Here is a 14746-nt window from a genome sequence, read left to right as displayed (position 1 = left end):
TCAGACCGGGACGAGGTCGTCGGCGTGCACCAACGGGCGCCCCTGACCGGAGCCGGTGCCGCCCGCCGCCCGGTCGACCAGCCGGGCGCGGACCTCGACCGAGTCGTACTGGGCGATCCCGCGGGCGACCACCCGGCCGTCGACGTCGTGCATCTCGATGACGTCGCCGAAGTGGAACAGCCCGTCCACCCCGGTCACCCCGGCCAGTAGCAGGGAGCGTCGCGAGCCGGTCACCGCTCGGACCGCTCCGTCGTCCAGCAGGACCGCCCCGCGGGCGTCCGCGGCGTGCCGGACCCAGAAGCGCCGGGCGGTCATCCGCTCGGGCCGGGCCGCGAAGACCGTGCCCACCGTCGGGTCGGCGGCGAGGGCCTGCGGCGCCAGCTCCGCGGCCGTGAGCAGGACCGGGATGCCCGCGTCCGCGGCCAGACGGGCGGCGGCGAGCTTGGAGGCCATGCCGCCGGTCCCCAGGGCACCGCCGGCACCGGCGATCACGCCGTCGAGGTCGCCCTCGCCGCCGACCATGGTCACCGCGCTGGCCCCGCCCTTGCGCGGGTCGGAGTCGTACAGGGCGTCGACGTCCGAGAGCAGGATGAGGGCGTCGGCGCTGATGAGGTGCGCGACCAACGCGGCGAGCCGGTCGTTGTCACCGAACCGGATCTCGTTGGTGGCCACGGTGTCGTTCTCGTTGATCACCGGCACCGCGTGCAGGGTGCGCAGGCGGTCGAGGGTCCGCTGGGCGTTGGCGGCGCTGTCCCGCCGCCCGATGTCGGCGGCCGTGAGCAGCACCTGGCCCACCACCCGGTCGAAGCGGGCGAACGAGTCGCCCCACGCGCGCGCCAGCTCGAGCTGTCCGACGCTGGCCGCGGCCTGCTTCGCGGACAGGGTGCCGGGGCGGGTGGTCATCCCCAGTGGCGCCATGCCGGCGCCGATCGCACCGGAGGAGACGACGAAGACGTCCGACCCCGCGGCCATCCGCGACTGGCAGACGTCGGCGAGTGCGTCGAGTTCGGCCCGCCGGATCCCGCCGTGGAAACTGGTGATGGCCGACGAGCCGATCTTGACCACCACGCGGCGGGCCGCGCCGATACGACGGCGCAACTCCCGCTCCTTGGTCACTCCAGGATCTCCTCGTCCGGGTCGATCAGGCCGCGGCGCACCCGCTTGCGGTACTTGCGCTCGGTGGCGCCGATCCGCTCGTCGGACTCCAGCCGGATGTCGGTGCCACGCCCGGTGCGCATGAGGTCGACGCCGGCCGGGGTCTGCGGCTCCCACTCGAACGAGACGTCACCGATGGTGACGGTGCAGCCCTCCGTGGCGCCGGCCTTGATGAGCGCCTCCTCGACCCCGATCCGGGCCAGCCGGTCGGCGAGGAAGCCCACGGCCTCGTCGTTGTCGAACTCGGTCTGACGGATCCACCGCTCCGGCTTGGCCCCGGTGACGATGAACGCGCCGCGGTCGGCGGGATCCGGGCGGACGCGGAACTCCTCGACGTCCACCGCCTTGGGGCGGATGACGATCCGCTCGGGCGCGGCGGGCGGGTTGGCCCTACGGTGCGCCTTGATCAACTCGTACAGGCCGTACCGCAGCTCGTCCAACCCCTTGTGGGCCACCGCGGAGATCGCGTAGACCGGCCACCCCTTGGCCTCGAAGTGCTCGCGCACCATCTCCGCCATGTCGGCGGCGTCGGGCACGTCGATCTTGTTGAGCACGACCACGCGGGGGCGGTCGGCCAGGTCCCCGATCCCGGCGTCGGTCAGTTCGGACCGGTAGGCGGCGAGCTCGGCCTCGAGGGCGTCCACGTCGGAGATCGGGTCCCGGTCGGACTCGAGGTTCGCGCAGTCCACCACGTGGGCCAGCACGGCGGTGCGCTCGATGTGACGCAGGAAGTCCAGACCCAGGCCCCGGCCCTCGCTGGCACCGGGGATGAGGCCGGGAACGTCGGCGATGGTGAAGGTGTCGTCGCCGACCGAGACCACGCCGAGGTTGGGTGCCAGGGTGGTGAAGGGGTAGTCAGCGATCTTGGGCTTGGCCGCCGAGAGAACCGAGACCAGGGAGGACTTGCCGGCGGACGGGAAGCCCACCAGTCCGACGTCGGCCATGGACTTGAGCTCGAGCGTGAGATCGCGGACCTCGCCGGGCTCGCCGAGCAGCGCGAAGCCGGGGGCCTTGCGGGCCCGGGAGGCCAGGGCGGCGTTGCCCAGACCGCCCTTGCCACCCTCGGCGGCGACGAAGCGGGTGCCGACGCCGGTGAGGTCGGCCAGCACCTCGCCGTCCTCGTCGAGCACGACGGTGCCGGGCGGTACCGACAACACGAGGTCGGCGCCCTGGGCTCCGTTGCGGTTGGCGCCCATACCCGGCTGGCCCCGGCCCGCGCGGGCGTGGGGCCGGAAGTGGAAGTCGAGCAGGGTGTGGACCTGGGGGTCCACGACGAGGACGACGTCGCCACCGTGCCCGCCGTTGCCGCCGTCGGGGCCGCCGAGGGGCTTGAACTTCTCGCGGTGCACCGAGGTGCAGCCGCGGCCGCCGTCCCCCGCCGCGAGGTGGAGGACTACGCGGTCGATGAATCTCGACATGGTGGGGACTCCTCCGGGTGACGGGCGATGACGGGCGGGGTGGTGCAAATACTCTCGGGGGCCGGGTGTGGGGTCTTGACGACCCCGCCCGGCCCCCGAGGGCTGTTCATGAAAGTGGTCGGCTGGGAGGCTCAGGCCTCGGCGCCGGCCGGCACGATGTTCACGGTCTTGCGACCGCGCTTGGTGCCGAACTCCACCGCGCCGGCGGAGAGGGCGAACAGGGTGTCGTCGCCACCACGGCCGACGTTGACGCCCGGGTGGAACTTGGTGCCGCGCTGGCGCACCAGGATCTCACCGGCGTTGACCTCCTGGCCGCCGAACCGCTTGACGCCGAGGCGCTGTGCGTTGGAGTCACGACCGTTACGGGTGCTGGATGCGCCCTTCTTACTTGCCATGTCCGAGTCCCTCCTTCAGGGAGCACGCCCGAGGGCGCTGAGCTGGTGGCCTGAGCGGCCGGAGATGGATTACTTGATACCGGTGATCTTGACGACCGTCAGTTTCTGACGGTGGCCCTGACGCTTGTGGTACCCGGTCTTGTTCTTGAACTTGTGGATCCGGATCTTCGGTCCCTTGGTCTGCTCGACGATCTCGCCGGAGACGGTGACCTTGGACAGGGCGTCGGCGTCGGAGGTGACGGCCGAACCGTCGACCACGAGGATCGGGGACAGCGACACGGAGGTTCCGGCCTCGCCCTCGATCTTCTCGACCTTGACATGGTCCCCTTCGGCGACCTTGTACTGCTTGCCGCCGGTCTTGACGATCGCGTACATCGAGGGCTTCCCCTTGCTTCTCGGGTGTGCGGCCGCCTGGGGCGACCACACCTGGTGTGCGGTGTTCTCTCTTGCTCGCCGACTCGCGTCGGTCGAGGGTCGCGGGCCCCGGAACCGTTCCCGGTCCCGTCGCGCGACTCCTCGCGCCACGACATAGCGCCGCGCCGAGCGACCTGTCAAGGTTACGGTCCGGCGGCACAGCAGGTCAAACCGACCGTGCCGCCGGCCCGCGGCCGGGTGCGTCAGTCGCCAGCGGGGGCGGTCGTCGTCCTGGTGGCACGTCGCCTCGCCGGCCGCGTGCGCGGCTCGGCGACCACCGAGGTGGGCGCTTCCGCCAGGGGCGCGGCCTCGACCTTCGCCACCGGATCGGCCGGTGCGGCCTGCGGCGCGGTGTCGGTCCCGGCGGCGCCAGCCTCGCGGCGGGTGGACCGCCGGCGGGGGCGGCGCCCGCCCGGGGCCTGACCCGTGGGCCCGGTATCCGGACCCGCCGTGTCCGGACCCGCAGTGTCGGGACCCGGGGTGGAGACCTGCTCCACGACCGTCTCCGCCTCGGCCACCACGGCGGCCTCGGACTGCGGGGAGTCGGTCACCTCGGCCGCGGCGGCGTCCTCGGCCGCGGTCGTCGGCGCCGGAGCACTGCTCGTGGCCCGCCTCGCTGCCCGGCGGCGACGCGCCGGCCGCGTGGTCCCGGCGGCGTCCGCCGAGTCGGGCTCGGCGGTCCCCGGCGTCGGCTCGGCGGTCTGCTCCGCGGCGGGAGCGGCCGGTGCCTCCGCCGCGGGCGCGGTCACGACCTCGGGGGCGGTGGCCCCCCGGGCGCCGGCGTCCGCTCTCCCGGCTGCCCGGGTCTCGGGCGCCGCGTCACGGCCCTGGTCGGTGTCACGGCCCCCGTCGGTGCGGGTGCCACCCTGGGCGTTCGGCTCGGCGCCGCTGTCGGCGTCTGCCTCGGCGTGCTGCCGTGAGATCGCAAGCGCGGCCGGGTGCGCGGCCGGCGCGGGGCCGTCCTTGCGCGCGGCCTGCTTGGGCGCGGGCGCCTCGGACTCCCCCGAGCCCTTGCCGTTGCCACCCTTGCGACGGCCGCGGCGGCCACCGGGCTCGTCGGCGTTGTGCGACTCGGTGTGCAGGGGGTCCGCGTGCACGATCAGCCCGCGGCCCTGGCAGTGCTCGCACGGGGTGGAGAACGCCTCGACCAGCCCGGTACCGAGCTTCTTGCGGGTGAGCTGCACCAGCCCCAGTGACGTGACCTCGGAGACCTGGTGGCGGGTGCGATCGCGCCCCAGCGCCTCGGTGAGGCGCCGCAGCACGAGGTCGCGGTTGGACTCGAGCACCATGTCGATGAAGTCGATGATCACCATCCCGCCGACGTCGCGCAGGCGCAGCTGGCGGACGATCTCCTCGGCGGCCTCGAGGTTGTTCTTGGTGACGGTCTCCTCGAGGTTGCCGCCGGAGCCGGTGTACTTGCCGGTGTTAACGTCGATGACGGTCATCGCCTCGGTGCGGTCGATCACCAGCGAGCCGCCGGAGGGCAGCCACACCTTGCGGTCGAGCGCCTTGGCCAGCTGCTCGTCCACACGATAGGTGGCGAACACGTCCACATCCGGGTTGTTGTACCGCTCCACGCGCTCCGTCATCTCGGGCGCGACCCGCGAGACGTAGTCGTGCACCGTGTCCCAGGAGGTCTCGCCCTGGATGACGAGCTTGGAGAAGTCCTCGTTGAACAGGTCGCGGACGACCTTGACCAGCAGGTCCGGCTCCTCGTACAGGGACACAGGCGTGCCGGCCCCGGAGTCGGTGCGCTTGGCGGCAGCCTCCGAGATCTCGGTCCACTGGGCGGCCAGGCGCTCGACGTCGCGGCCGATCTCCTCCGCGCTGACGCCCTCGGCGGCGGTGCGGATGATCACGCCGGAGCCCTCCGGCACGACCTCCTTGAGGATCGCCTTGAGGCGGCGACGCTCGGTGTCGGGCAACTTGCGCGAGATGCCGGTGGAGTTGCCGTCCGGTACGTACACGAGGAAGCGCCCGGCCAGCGAGATCTGCGTGGACAGGCGGGCACCCTTCTGCCCGATCGGGTCCTTGGTGACCTGCACCAGCACCATGTCGCCGGACTTGAGTGCCTGCTCGATCCGCCGGGCCTTGCCGCCGAGCCCGGCGGCCTCCCAGTTGACCTCGCCGGCGTACAGGACGCCGTTGCGGCCGCGCCCGATGTCGACGAACGCCGCCTCCATGCTGGGCAGCACGTTCTGCACACGGCCGAGGTAGACGTTACCGACCATCGAACGCGCCGATTCGGTGGTGACGAAGTGCTCCACGAGGACCTTGTCCTCGAGCACGCCGACCTGGGTCATGACGCCCTTGCCGTCGCCGCGCTGCTTCTCACGGACCACCATGACGCGGTCCACGGCCTCGCGGCGGGCGAGGAACTCGGACTCGGAGAGGATCGGCTGGCGACGACGACCGGCCTCGCGGCCGTCGCGGCGACGCTGGCGCTTGGCCTCGAGCCGCGTGGAGCCGGTGATGCCCTGGACCTCGTCGGACGACGTACCCGAGCCCTGTCCCCCGCGTCCGGAGCGACGGCGGGCCTCGCGTTCGTGGACCTCGGTCTGGGGCGGGTCATCGTTGGACGTCTGGGTGTCGTCGGAGCCGGAGCCCCCACTGCGACGACGACGACGGCGACGGCGCCTCGAACCCGACGGACCGTTCCCCGAGTCGTCCGAATCATCACCGTCGGCGTCACCCGGACCGGACTGCCCGTCGGAGTCGTCGGCGGACCGGTCGTCGGTCTCGGCGGCGGAATCGGGACGGGCGTCGGAACTCCCGTCATCGCTGCCGGAGGTCTCGTCCGGGTCGCTGTCGCGAGGGTCGCTGCCGCGCTGGTCGCTGTCGCGCTGGTCTCCGTCGTCCGACGACTCGGTCCCGGTGTTCTCACCGTTCTGGTCGTCGCCGGCCTCGCCGCGCCCGCGCCCACGTCCGCGACGGCCCCGACGGCGACGACGGGTCCCGCCGTCACCGGAGTCGGACTGGTCCGTGGCGCGGCCGTCGTCGGATCCCTGCTCCTGCCCGTCCTGCTCGACCTGCGTGTCCTCGGCGGGAGGGGTGGGGGCGGTGTCGGGGGCGGTCTCGGTGCGGGCCCGGCCCTGGGTCTGGCCCTGGGTCTGGGTCTGGCCCTGGCCGCGGCGGCCGCGGGGCTCGTCGCCCGAGCGGGTGTCCGCCTGCGTCTGCGCGGGAGCCTCGTCGGGCGAGAGGAACAGCGGAGAGAACGACGGGGTCGCAGTGGACCGACGCCGACGGTTGCCCGACTCCTCCGACCCCACCTCGCCGGTGACGATCGCGATCTCGGGCAGCGCCGGGCGGTTCCGACCGCTCGTCCCGCCTCCCCCGGTCCCTGCGGACTCGTCCGCCGAGCCCTGCACGGACTTCGTCCCGGTCCTCGCGCCGGACTTTTCCGCTGACCTGGAGGCGGACTTCTCGGCGTCCGTGGCCTTCTCGGCGGTCTTCTCGGCGGTGGTCTTGCGCGCCGGGCTCTTCCTGCCGGACGCCTTCTTCGCGGGAGCGGTCTCCGTCGCCGCCGTCCCGCCCGTCGCCGACTCCGCAGCAGGCGCCTCGGCCGGCGTCTCGGCCGGCGTTGTCCCAGCGGCGGTCGCCTCAGCCGACGCCGGGTCGGCGGGCACCTCTGCGGTGGGGGTCTTCTCCGCGGTCTTCCTGGCGGGCGCCTTGGCCGCCCTCTTGGCGGCGGCCTTCTTCGCGGGGGCCTTTTCTGCCGGGGCCTTGTCCCCCGGGGCCTTCCGGGCGGGGGCGTCGGTCGCGGACGCCTCGGCCGCCGGCGCCTGGGCACCGGTGTCCCCTGCCGGCGCGACACCGGACGCCGTCTCCGTGTCCTGCCCGCGGCTGGTGAACCAGTCGAGCAGCACCTGCCTGGTCACCCCGGACTGGGCGCTCTTGATCTCCACGCCGATCCCGGCCATGGCGGCCAGGAATTCCCTGCTGCTCATGCCCACGGCCCTGGCGGCCGCGTGCGCACGCATCCTCTCGGGAAGCGCGTTGATGTCGTCGATTGTCAGGTTCGGATCCGACACGTGTCTCCTCCGGCCGGACTCCGGGCGCGATCACGTCACCGGATAACGGTGACCCACGCCGCCGCACGGGGTCGGGCGTCTTCTTGTCTGGGCCCCACCTGGGTGGGACGACGTCTTGTGGTCCGCGGCACCGGGACGAACCGGGCCACGGGTGGCGGGCGCCCGTTCCGGGGCGGACTGGTGGTCCACTCGCCAGGATGGGCTTCGACCATTCTCCCACACCCGCCGCCGAAACGTCGTCGCCCGGCACCACCGAACGCAAACGCGCCCGCCGGGCCTCGGGGCCGACGGGCGCGCGCAGCTCGATCACTGCGGGAGGACGGGGATCTACAGACCGGGGAACCAGAGCGCGATCTCACTGGCGGCGGACTCCTCGGAGTCCGAGCCGTGGACGAGGTTGAACTGGGTCTCGAGACCGAAGTCGCCACGGATGGAGCCGGGCGCGGCCTTCTCCACAGGGTCGGTGCCCCCGGCGAGCTGACGCCACGCGGCGATCGCCCGGGGGCCCTCGAGCACGCCGGCGACGACCGGACCGGAGGTGATGAACTCGAGCAGGTCCCCGTAGAACGGACGCTCGGAGTGCTCGGCGTAGTGCTCGGCCGCCGTCTCCTGGGACACCTGACGCATGTCCATGGCGACGATCTTGAGGCCCTTGGCCTCGATACGGGCCAGGATGGTCCCGGTCAGCGCGCGCTCGACACCGTCGGGCTTGATGAGGAAGAAAGTTCTCTCGGTCACGAGGGCGATCCTACAAGCCCGGTGTCCACGCCGACCGTCCGGAGCCGTCAGTCGTGCTGGCTGGGCAGATAGCCGCCGGCCATCCGGCGGGTCAGGTCCCGGCGCAGGTACAGGATGTACGCCCAGACCGCGGCGAACATGAGCCCGCAGACCCCCATCGACCAGTGCACGGCCCAGCCGGCGACGGCCAGACCCGCGAGCGTGAGGTTCAGCGGGATCGCCCAGGGTTTGCGCTGGAGTCCACTGGCCACGAGCATCGCGACCGCGAGGAGGCTGACGAACCACACCTTCCACGGCTGGAAGTGGGCGCCGCCGTCGAGCCGGGCGATGACCGTCAGCACCAGACCGATCACGATCGCCTCGAGCACGAGGGTGCCGGCCATGATGCCCCGCAGCCCCTTCCACGGGTCCACCGAGGGCTCGTGCGCTGCGCCCCGGGGGCCGGGGGTCGGGTCGGTCACTGTGCGTCCTTTCCGAACAGGCTGCGGGCGGCCCCGGCGGTCACCACGGAACCCGTGATGAGCACGCCGACGCCCGAGACGTCGTCGTCCGCGGTCGGATCCGGGACCCCGACCAGGTCGAGGGCCGCGCTGACCGCGTCGGGCAGGGTGTCCACCACGTGGACGCGCTGGGCGGTGAACCGTTCCTCGGCGATGCGTGCGAGGTCGCCCGGGTCCATCGCGCGCGATGAGGCGGCCCGGGTGACGACGACCTCCTCCACCACCGGCTCGAGTGCGGCGAGAAACGCGTCGGCGTCCTTGCCGTCGAGCATCGCGACCACGGCGACCAGCCGCTTGAAGTCGAACTCCGAGGTGACAGCCTCGGCGAGTGCGCGTCCTCCGTGCCCGTTGTGGGCGGCGTCCACCAGGACGGTGGGGCTGGAGCTGAGCCGCTCGAGGCGCCCGGGATTGTCGACCGCAGCGAAGCCTGCACGGATGAGTTCCGGGTCCAGGGCCCTGTCCGGGCCCGCGCCGAAGAACGCCTCGACGGCCGCGAGCGCGGTCGCGGCGTTCTCGGCCTGGTGCTCCCCGAACAGCGGGAGGAACACCTCGGGGTACTCGCCACCGAGGCCTCGCAGGGTGAGCTGCTGGCCGCCGACGGCGACCCGCCGCTCGACCACGTCGAACTCCGAACCGAGGCGGGCGACGACCGCGCCCACCTCCACGGCGCGACGCAACAGGACGTCCATGGCCTCGGGCTCCTGGCGCCCGATCACGGCGATCGGGTCTCGCGGCAGCAGATCGTCCTCCGGGCCCGGCTGGATGATCCCGGCCTTCTCCCCCGCGATCGTCGCGAGGTCCTCGCCCAGGTAGTCGGTGTGGTCCAGGCCAACGGGGGTGATCACGGCGACGGCGGGCCGGACCACGTTCGTGGCGTCCCACGTCCCGCCCATCCCCGTCTCCACGACCGCCACCTCGACCGGTGCGTCGGCGAACGCGGCGAACGCCATCGCGGTCAGCACCTCGAAGTAGCTCATCCGTGGGCCGCCGGCCTCCTCGGACCGCTGGTCGACGAGCTCGAGATAGGGCTGGAGTTCTCGGTAGGTGTCCACGAAGGTGCGGGCGGTGACCGGCTCCCCGTCGAGCGCGATGCGCTCGGTGACGCTCTGCAGGTGGGGGCTGGAGTTGCGTCCGGTGCGCTGGTGCAGGGCCCGCAGCAGCGCGTCGACCATCCGCGTGACCGATGTCTTGCCGTTGGTGCCCGCCACGTGGACCACGGGGTACGCGTGCTGCGGATCGCCGAGCACGGACATCAGCTCGGCGATCCGGTCCAGGCTCGGCTCGAGGCGGGACTCCGGCCAGCGGGTCGTCAGTTCCTCCTCGACCGCGGCCAGGTCGGCCGCGTCGGCCTGCCATTCGGGGCTGCCGACCTCGGGGACCGGGCGCGGCGGCAGGTGATCGTCGCCGTCGCCGTCCTCGTCACCCGGGATCGGACCACCGAGCGGGACGCCCGAGACGAGGCCGTCCTCGCCGAGCATCTCGGCGACGTCCTCCTCGGTCGGGGTGTCCCACCCCTCGCTCGGGTCGTGCGGTGGGAGCCACTGTCGATCGCTCACGCGGGGTCACTTCCTGCCGGCATCGACTCGAGCCGGGCGGTGATCCGGGAGACCTCGGCCTCGGCGAGGTCGCGGCGACCGCGGATCTTGTCGACGACGTGGTCGGGCGCCTTGCCCAGGAACGCCTCGTTGCCGAGTTTGGCACCGGTGGTCTCGAGTTCCTTGCGGGCGGCGGCGAGATCCTTCTCCAACCTGCGTCGCTCGGCGGCGAGGTCGATCGTCCCGGAGGTGTCGATCTCCACGTCTACCGTCGACAACCCGAGCCGGACCTCGAGCGAGGCCGTGGCGGTGAAGTCCTCGGCGGCCGGGGTCAGCCGTGCGAGCGCGCACACCTGGGCGAGCAGGTCCACCGGCAGGTCGGCGGCGTCCACGCCGGAGATCCGTGCCGGCACCCGCTGACCGGGCTTGAGGCCCTGGTCGGAGCGGAACCGCCGGATCTCGGTGACGAGGGTCTGGGCGTCGGCCACGCGGCGGACCGGCCCCGTGGCGTCATCGGCCGGCGCCACGTCGGTGGGCCAGTCCGCGACCACCACGGACTCCCGTCCGGTCAGTGCGGTCCACAGCGTCTCCGTGACGAACGGGATCACCGGGTGCAGCATCCGCATGAGGACGTCCAACACGTGTCCGAGGACGAGTCTCGTGTTCTCGGCCCGCTCGGAGGCGCGCGCGTCGTCGTCCGAACCGAACTGGACCTTCGCGAGCTCGAGGTACCAGTCGCACACCTCGTCCCAGGCGAAGTGGTACAGGGCCTCGCATGCCTTGGAGAACTCGTAGCGGTCCAACGCGTCGTCGACGCCCACCCGCACCTCCCCGAGCCGGTGCAGGATCCACCGGTCGGCATCGGTGAGCGCGGATGCGGCGGGCAGTTCGCCCACCTTCGCCCCGTTCATCAGCGCGAAGCGGGTGGCGTTGAACAGCTTGGTGGCGAAATTGCGGGACGCCTGGGCGGCGTCGTCCCCGACCGACAGGTCGCCGCCCGGGTTGGCCCCGCGGGCCAGGGTGAAGCGCAGGGCGTCGGCGCCGAAGCGGTCCACCCAGTCGAGCGGGTCGATGCCGTTGCCCTTGGACTTGGACATCTTCTGGCCGTGCTCGTCGCGCACGAGGCCGTGGAGGAAGACGTCGGTGAACGGAACCTTCCCCGGAGCGGCCTTGTCGCCGGTGAGGGTCCGGCCCACGAAGGTGCCGAACATCATCATCCGTGCCACCCAGAAGAAGAGGATGTCGTACCCGGTGACCAGGACGGACGTGGGGTAGAACCGCTCGAGGTCGGCGGTGCGCCCGGGCCAGCCCATGGTGGAGAACGGCCACAGTCCGGAGGAGAACCACGTGTCGAGCACGTCGGTGTCCTGCGTGTACCCGGCGGGCGGCTCCTCGCCGGGTCCCACGCAGACCACGTCGCCGTCGGGTCCGTACCAGATCGGGATGCGGTGACCCCACCACAGCTGACGGGAGATGCACCAGTCGTGCATGTCGTCGACCCAGTCGAACCAGCGCGGTTCCTGGCTCGTCGGGTGGATCACCGTGTCACCGTCGCGCACGGCGTCCCCAGCCATCCTCGCCAGCTCCTCGACCCGCACCCACCACTGGAGCGACAGCCGCGGCTCGATCGGCTCGCCGGACCGTTCGGAGTGGCCCACCGAGTGCAGATACGGACGCACCTCCTTGACGATGCGCCCCTGCTCGGCGAGGTCCTCCCGGACGGCCTTGCGGGCGTCGAAACGGTCCATGCCGTCGTAGCGGGTCCCGGTCCCGGTGATGTGGCCGGTGGCGTCCATGATCGTGGGCATCTCGAGGCCGTGACGCTGGCCGATCGCGAAGTCGTTGGGGTCGTGCGCGGGCGTGACCTTCACCGCGCCGGTCCCGAACTCGGGATCGACGTAGTCGTCCGCGACCACGCGCATGGTCCACCCCTCACGGAACGGGTGCGGGATCTCGGTGCCCACCAGGTGCGCGTAGCGCTCGTCGGAGGGATGGACGGCGATCGCGGTGTCACCGAGCATCGTCTCGAGCCGGGTCGTGGCCACGACCAGGTGCGGCTCGGAGTCGTCCATCGAGCCGTAGCGGAAGCTCACCAGCTCGCCCTCGACGTCCGCGTACTTGACCTCGATGTCCGAGATCGCGGTCTGCAGGGTGGGCGACCAGTTGACCAGTCGCTCGGCGCGGTAGATCAGACCGCTGTCGTAGAGCTCCTTGAAGATGGTCTGCACCGCGCGCGACAGTCCGTCGTCGAGGGTGAACCGCTCACGAGACCAGTCGACACCGTCGCCGAGGCGACGCATCTGCTCGCCGATGGTGCCGCCGGATTCGCGCTTCCACTCCCAGACCTTCTCGATGAACGCCTCGCGGCCGATCTCGTGGCGGTCGATCCCCTCGTCGCGGAGCTTGCGGTCCACGAGGGTCTGCGTGGCGATCCCCGCATGGTCCATGCCGGGCAGCCACAGGACCTCGAAGCCCTGCATGCGCTTGCGCCGCGTGAGCACGTCCATGAGGGTGTGGTCGAGCGCGTGGCCCATGTGCAGGCTGCCCGTGACGTTGGGCGGCGGCAACACCACCGAGTAGGCAGGCTTGTCGCTGGACGGGTCGGCCTCGAAGTAGCCGGCCTCCACCCAGCGCTGGTACAGCCCGCCTTCCACCTCACCTGGGTTCCAGGAGGCGGGCAGGGCGTCCGCGCGGTCGGTGTTCGGGGAGGCAGAAGCTGGAGTCGTCACCCGACCATCCTAGGCCGTGGGCGCCGGGGCCCGGCACACGCCGTCAGCCCCGGTGCACCCGAGGTCAGTCGGCCAGTCCCAGTCCGTGAACGGCGTCACGCTCCGAGACCAGTTCCGCCACCGACGCGTCGATGCGGGCTCGTTGGAAGTCCCCGATCGCCAGTCCTTCGACGACCTCCCACTCCGCGCCGCGGCTGCGGCAGGGCAACCCCGTCACGACACCCGGCACGGTGCCGTACTGCCCCTCCGACGGCAGTGCGACCGTGGTCCAGCTCTCCCCACTGGTGCCGTGCACCCAGTCGCGCATCTGGTCGACCGCCGCGCCGGCGGCCGAGGCGGCCGACGACGATCCGCGCACCGAGATGATCTCGGCTCCCCGGTTCGCGACCCGCGGGATGAACGTGTCGGCCAGCCACTCCTCGTCGAGCCCGGAGGTGACCGGCTCGCCCCGTCGCGTCAGGTACGACACGTCGGGGAACTGGGTGGCCGAGTGGTTGCCCCAGACCACCACCCCGTCCAGGTCGGCGACCGGCGCTCCCAGCCGGGTGGCGAGCTGGCTGAGCGCGCGGTTGTGGTCGAGCCGCATCAGGGCGGTGAAGCGACCGGCGGGGACGTCGGGCGCGTGTCGGTGGGCGATGTAGGCGTTGGTGTTGGCGGGGTTGCCGACCACCACCACCCGCACGTCGTCAGCGGCGTGGGCGTTGATGGCGCGGCCCTGTTCCCGGAAGATCGCCCCGTTGGCGGTGAGCAGGTCGGCGCGCTCCATCCCCTTGCCGCGCGGCCTGGCGCCCACCAGGAATGCCGCGTTGGCGCCGTCGAACGCGGTGTCCACGTCGTCGGTGATCTCGATCGACTCGACCAGCGGGAGCGCGCAGTCCTCGATCTCCATCGCGACGCCCTCCGCCGCGACCACGGCCGACGGGATGTCGAGCAGACGCAGGCGGACCGGGGTCCCGGGCCCGAACACCAGCCCGGAGGCGAGACGGAACAGCAACGAGTAGGCGATCTTTCCGGCGGCGCCGGTGACGGTCACGGTGGCCGGGGTGGCGGTGACCGGGGTGGAGGTGCTCATGCGGGGCGGACCTTCCGGAGACGACGACGGGGTCGGTTCCCACAGTAGTGAGAATCCGACCCCGCCTCCCGCCTCCGCGGGCGGTGTACACCTGACGTCCACCCGCGCGTCGGCTCGGGGTGGATCGACTCAGGCGTGGATCTCGGCGCCCGTCTTCCGGCGGACCTCGTCGATCGTCACGTCCGGCGCCAGTTCGACGAGCCGGAAGCCCTCCGGCGCGATGTCGAGGACGCACAGGTCGGTGACGACCCGCTGGACGCAGCCCTTGCCCGTGTACGGGAGCGTGTTCTCCTGCATGAGCTTGAGGTCGCCCTTGCGGGTGACGTGGTCCATCATCACGATCACGCGGTCGGCGCCGTGGACGAGGTCCATCGCACCGCCCATGCCCTTGACCATGGCGCCGGGGACCATCCAGTTGGACAGGTCGCCGGACTGCGAGACCTGCATAGCGCCGAGGACTGCGACGTCGACGTGACCGCCGCGGATCATGGCGAAGGACTCCGACGACGAGAAGAACGCCGCCCCCTCCTCGGCGGTGATGGTCTCCTTGCCGGCGTTGATCATCTCGGGGTCGAGCTCGTCGTCCGTCGGGTACGGCCCGACGCCGAGGATGCCGTTCTCCGAGTGGAGGGTCACCTGCACACCCTCGGGAAGACAACCGGGGATGAGGGTGGGCATACCGATACCGAGGTTGACGTATTGGCCGTCGGTGAAATCCGCGGCGATGCGGGCCGCCATCTGCTCGTGGGTCCAGCTCAT

The 14746-nt window shown here is 71.9% G+C and carries 11 protein-coding genes; all 11 read right to left on the bottom strand.

Annotated elements, in window-relative coordinates:
• The 11 genes from proB to AB5G72_RS05995 all read right to left on the bottom strand — a co-directional run bounded on the left by proB (window position 1) and on the right by AB5G72_RS05995 (window position 14746).
• Window positions 1-1116 carry a glutamate 5-kinase gene (proB, locus tag AB5G72_RS06045; protein WP_120286316.1) on the bottom strand — a complete coding sequence of 372 codons (1116 nt, stop codon included), beginning with the start codon at window positions 1114-1116 and terminating at the stop codon, window positions 1-3.
• The gene (obgE, locus tag AB5G72_RS06040) at window positions 1113-2573 is read right to left on the bottom strand and encodes a GTPase ObgE (protein WP_120286317.1); all 1461 of its coding nucleotides are present in this window, start codon (window positions 2571-2573) and stop codon (window positions 1113-1115) included. Before obgE ends, proB begins: the two co-directional genes overlap by 4 nt.
• Before the next feature lie 131 nt (window positions 2574-2704).
• Window positions 2705-2968 carry a 50S ribosomal protein L27 gene (gene rpmA / locus AB5G72_RS06035; protein WP_007626965.1) on the bottom strand — a complete coding sequence of 88 codons (264 nt, stop codon included), beginning with the start codon at window positions 2966-2968 and terminating at the stop codon, window positions 2705-2707.
• A 69-nt stretch (window positions 2969-3037) separates the two neighbouring features.
• On the bottom strand, window positions 3038-3343 hold the full coding sequence (gene rplU, locus AB5G72_RS06030; RefSeq protein WP_317470677.1) for a 50S ribosomal protein L21: 306 nt from the start codon (window positions 3341-3343) through the stop codon (window positions 3038-3040).
• 242 nt (window positions 3344-3585) lie between these two features.
• The gene (locus AB5G72_RS06025; RefSeq protein WP_440221230.1) at window positions 3586-7413 is read right to left on the bottom strand and encodes an Rne/Rng family ribonuclease; all 3828 of its coding nucleotides are present in this window, start codon (window positions 7411-7413) and stop codon (window positions 3586-3588) included.
• Window positions 7414-7740: 327 nt separating this feature from the next.
• On the bottom strand, window positions 7741-8151 hold the full coding sequence (gene ndk, locus AB5G72_RS06020) for a nucleoside-diphosphate kinase (RefSeq protein ID WP_120286318.1): 411 nt from the start codon (window positions 8149-8151) through the stop codon (window positions 7741-7743).
• 47 nt (window positions 8152-8198) lie between these two features.
• Entirely contained in the window at window positions 8199-8612 is a 414-nt protein-coding gene (locus tag AB5G72_RS06015) for a DUF4233 domain-containing protein (RefSeq protein ID WP_067719739.1), read from the bottom strand.
• Complete coding sequence (gene folC, locus AB5G72_RS06010) at window positions 8609-10207, bottom strand: bifunctional tetrahydrofolate synthase/dihydrofolate synthase (protein ID WP_172812194.1); 1599 nt, start codon at window positions 10205-10207, stop codon at window positions 8609-8611. The genes AB5G72_RS06015 and folC overlap by 4 nt, the downstream gene beginning before the upstream one ends.
• A complete protein-coding gene (locus AB5G72_RS06005; protein ID WP_440221229.1) occupies window positions 10204-12915 on the bottom strand; it encodes a valine--tRNA ligase in 2712 nt (903 codons plus the stop codon). The genes folC and AB5G72_RS06005 overlap by 4 nt, the downstream gene beginning before the upstream one ends.
• 64 nt (window positions 12916-12979) lie before the next feature.
• Window positions 12980-13987, bottom strand: a complete 1008-nt coding sequence (locus tag AB5G72_RS06000; RefSeq protein ID WP_067719743.1) for a malate dehydrogenase — start codon at window positions 13985-13987, stop codon at window positions 12980-12982.
• A gap of 129 nt (window positions 13988-14116) precedes the next feature.
• Window positions 14117-14746, bottom strand: a complete 630-nt coding sequence (locus tag AB5G72_RS05995; RefSeq protein WP_132062044.1) for a 3-oxoacid CoA-transferase subunit B — start codon at window positions 14744-14746, stop codon at window positions 14117-14119.

Source organism: Dietzia sp. MNB45 (assembly GCF_051994785.1).
In the GTDB taxonomy this organism is placed as follows: Bacteria; Actinomycetota; Actinomycetes; order Mycobacteriales; family Mycobacteriaceae; genus Dietzia; species Dietzia kunjamensis.
The sequence above is the reverse complement of the archived record's forward strand: the minus strand, read 5'-3'. Positions and strand labels throughout refer to the sequence as shown.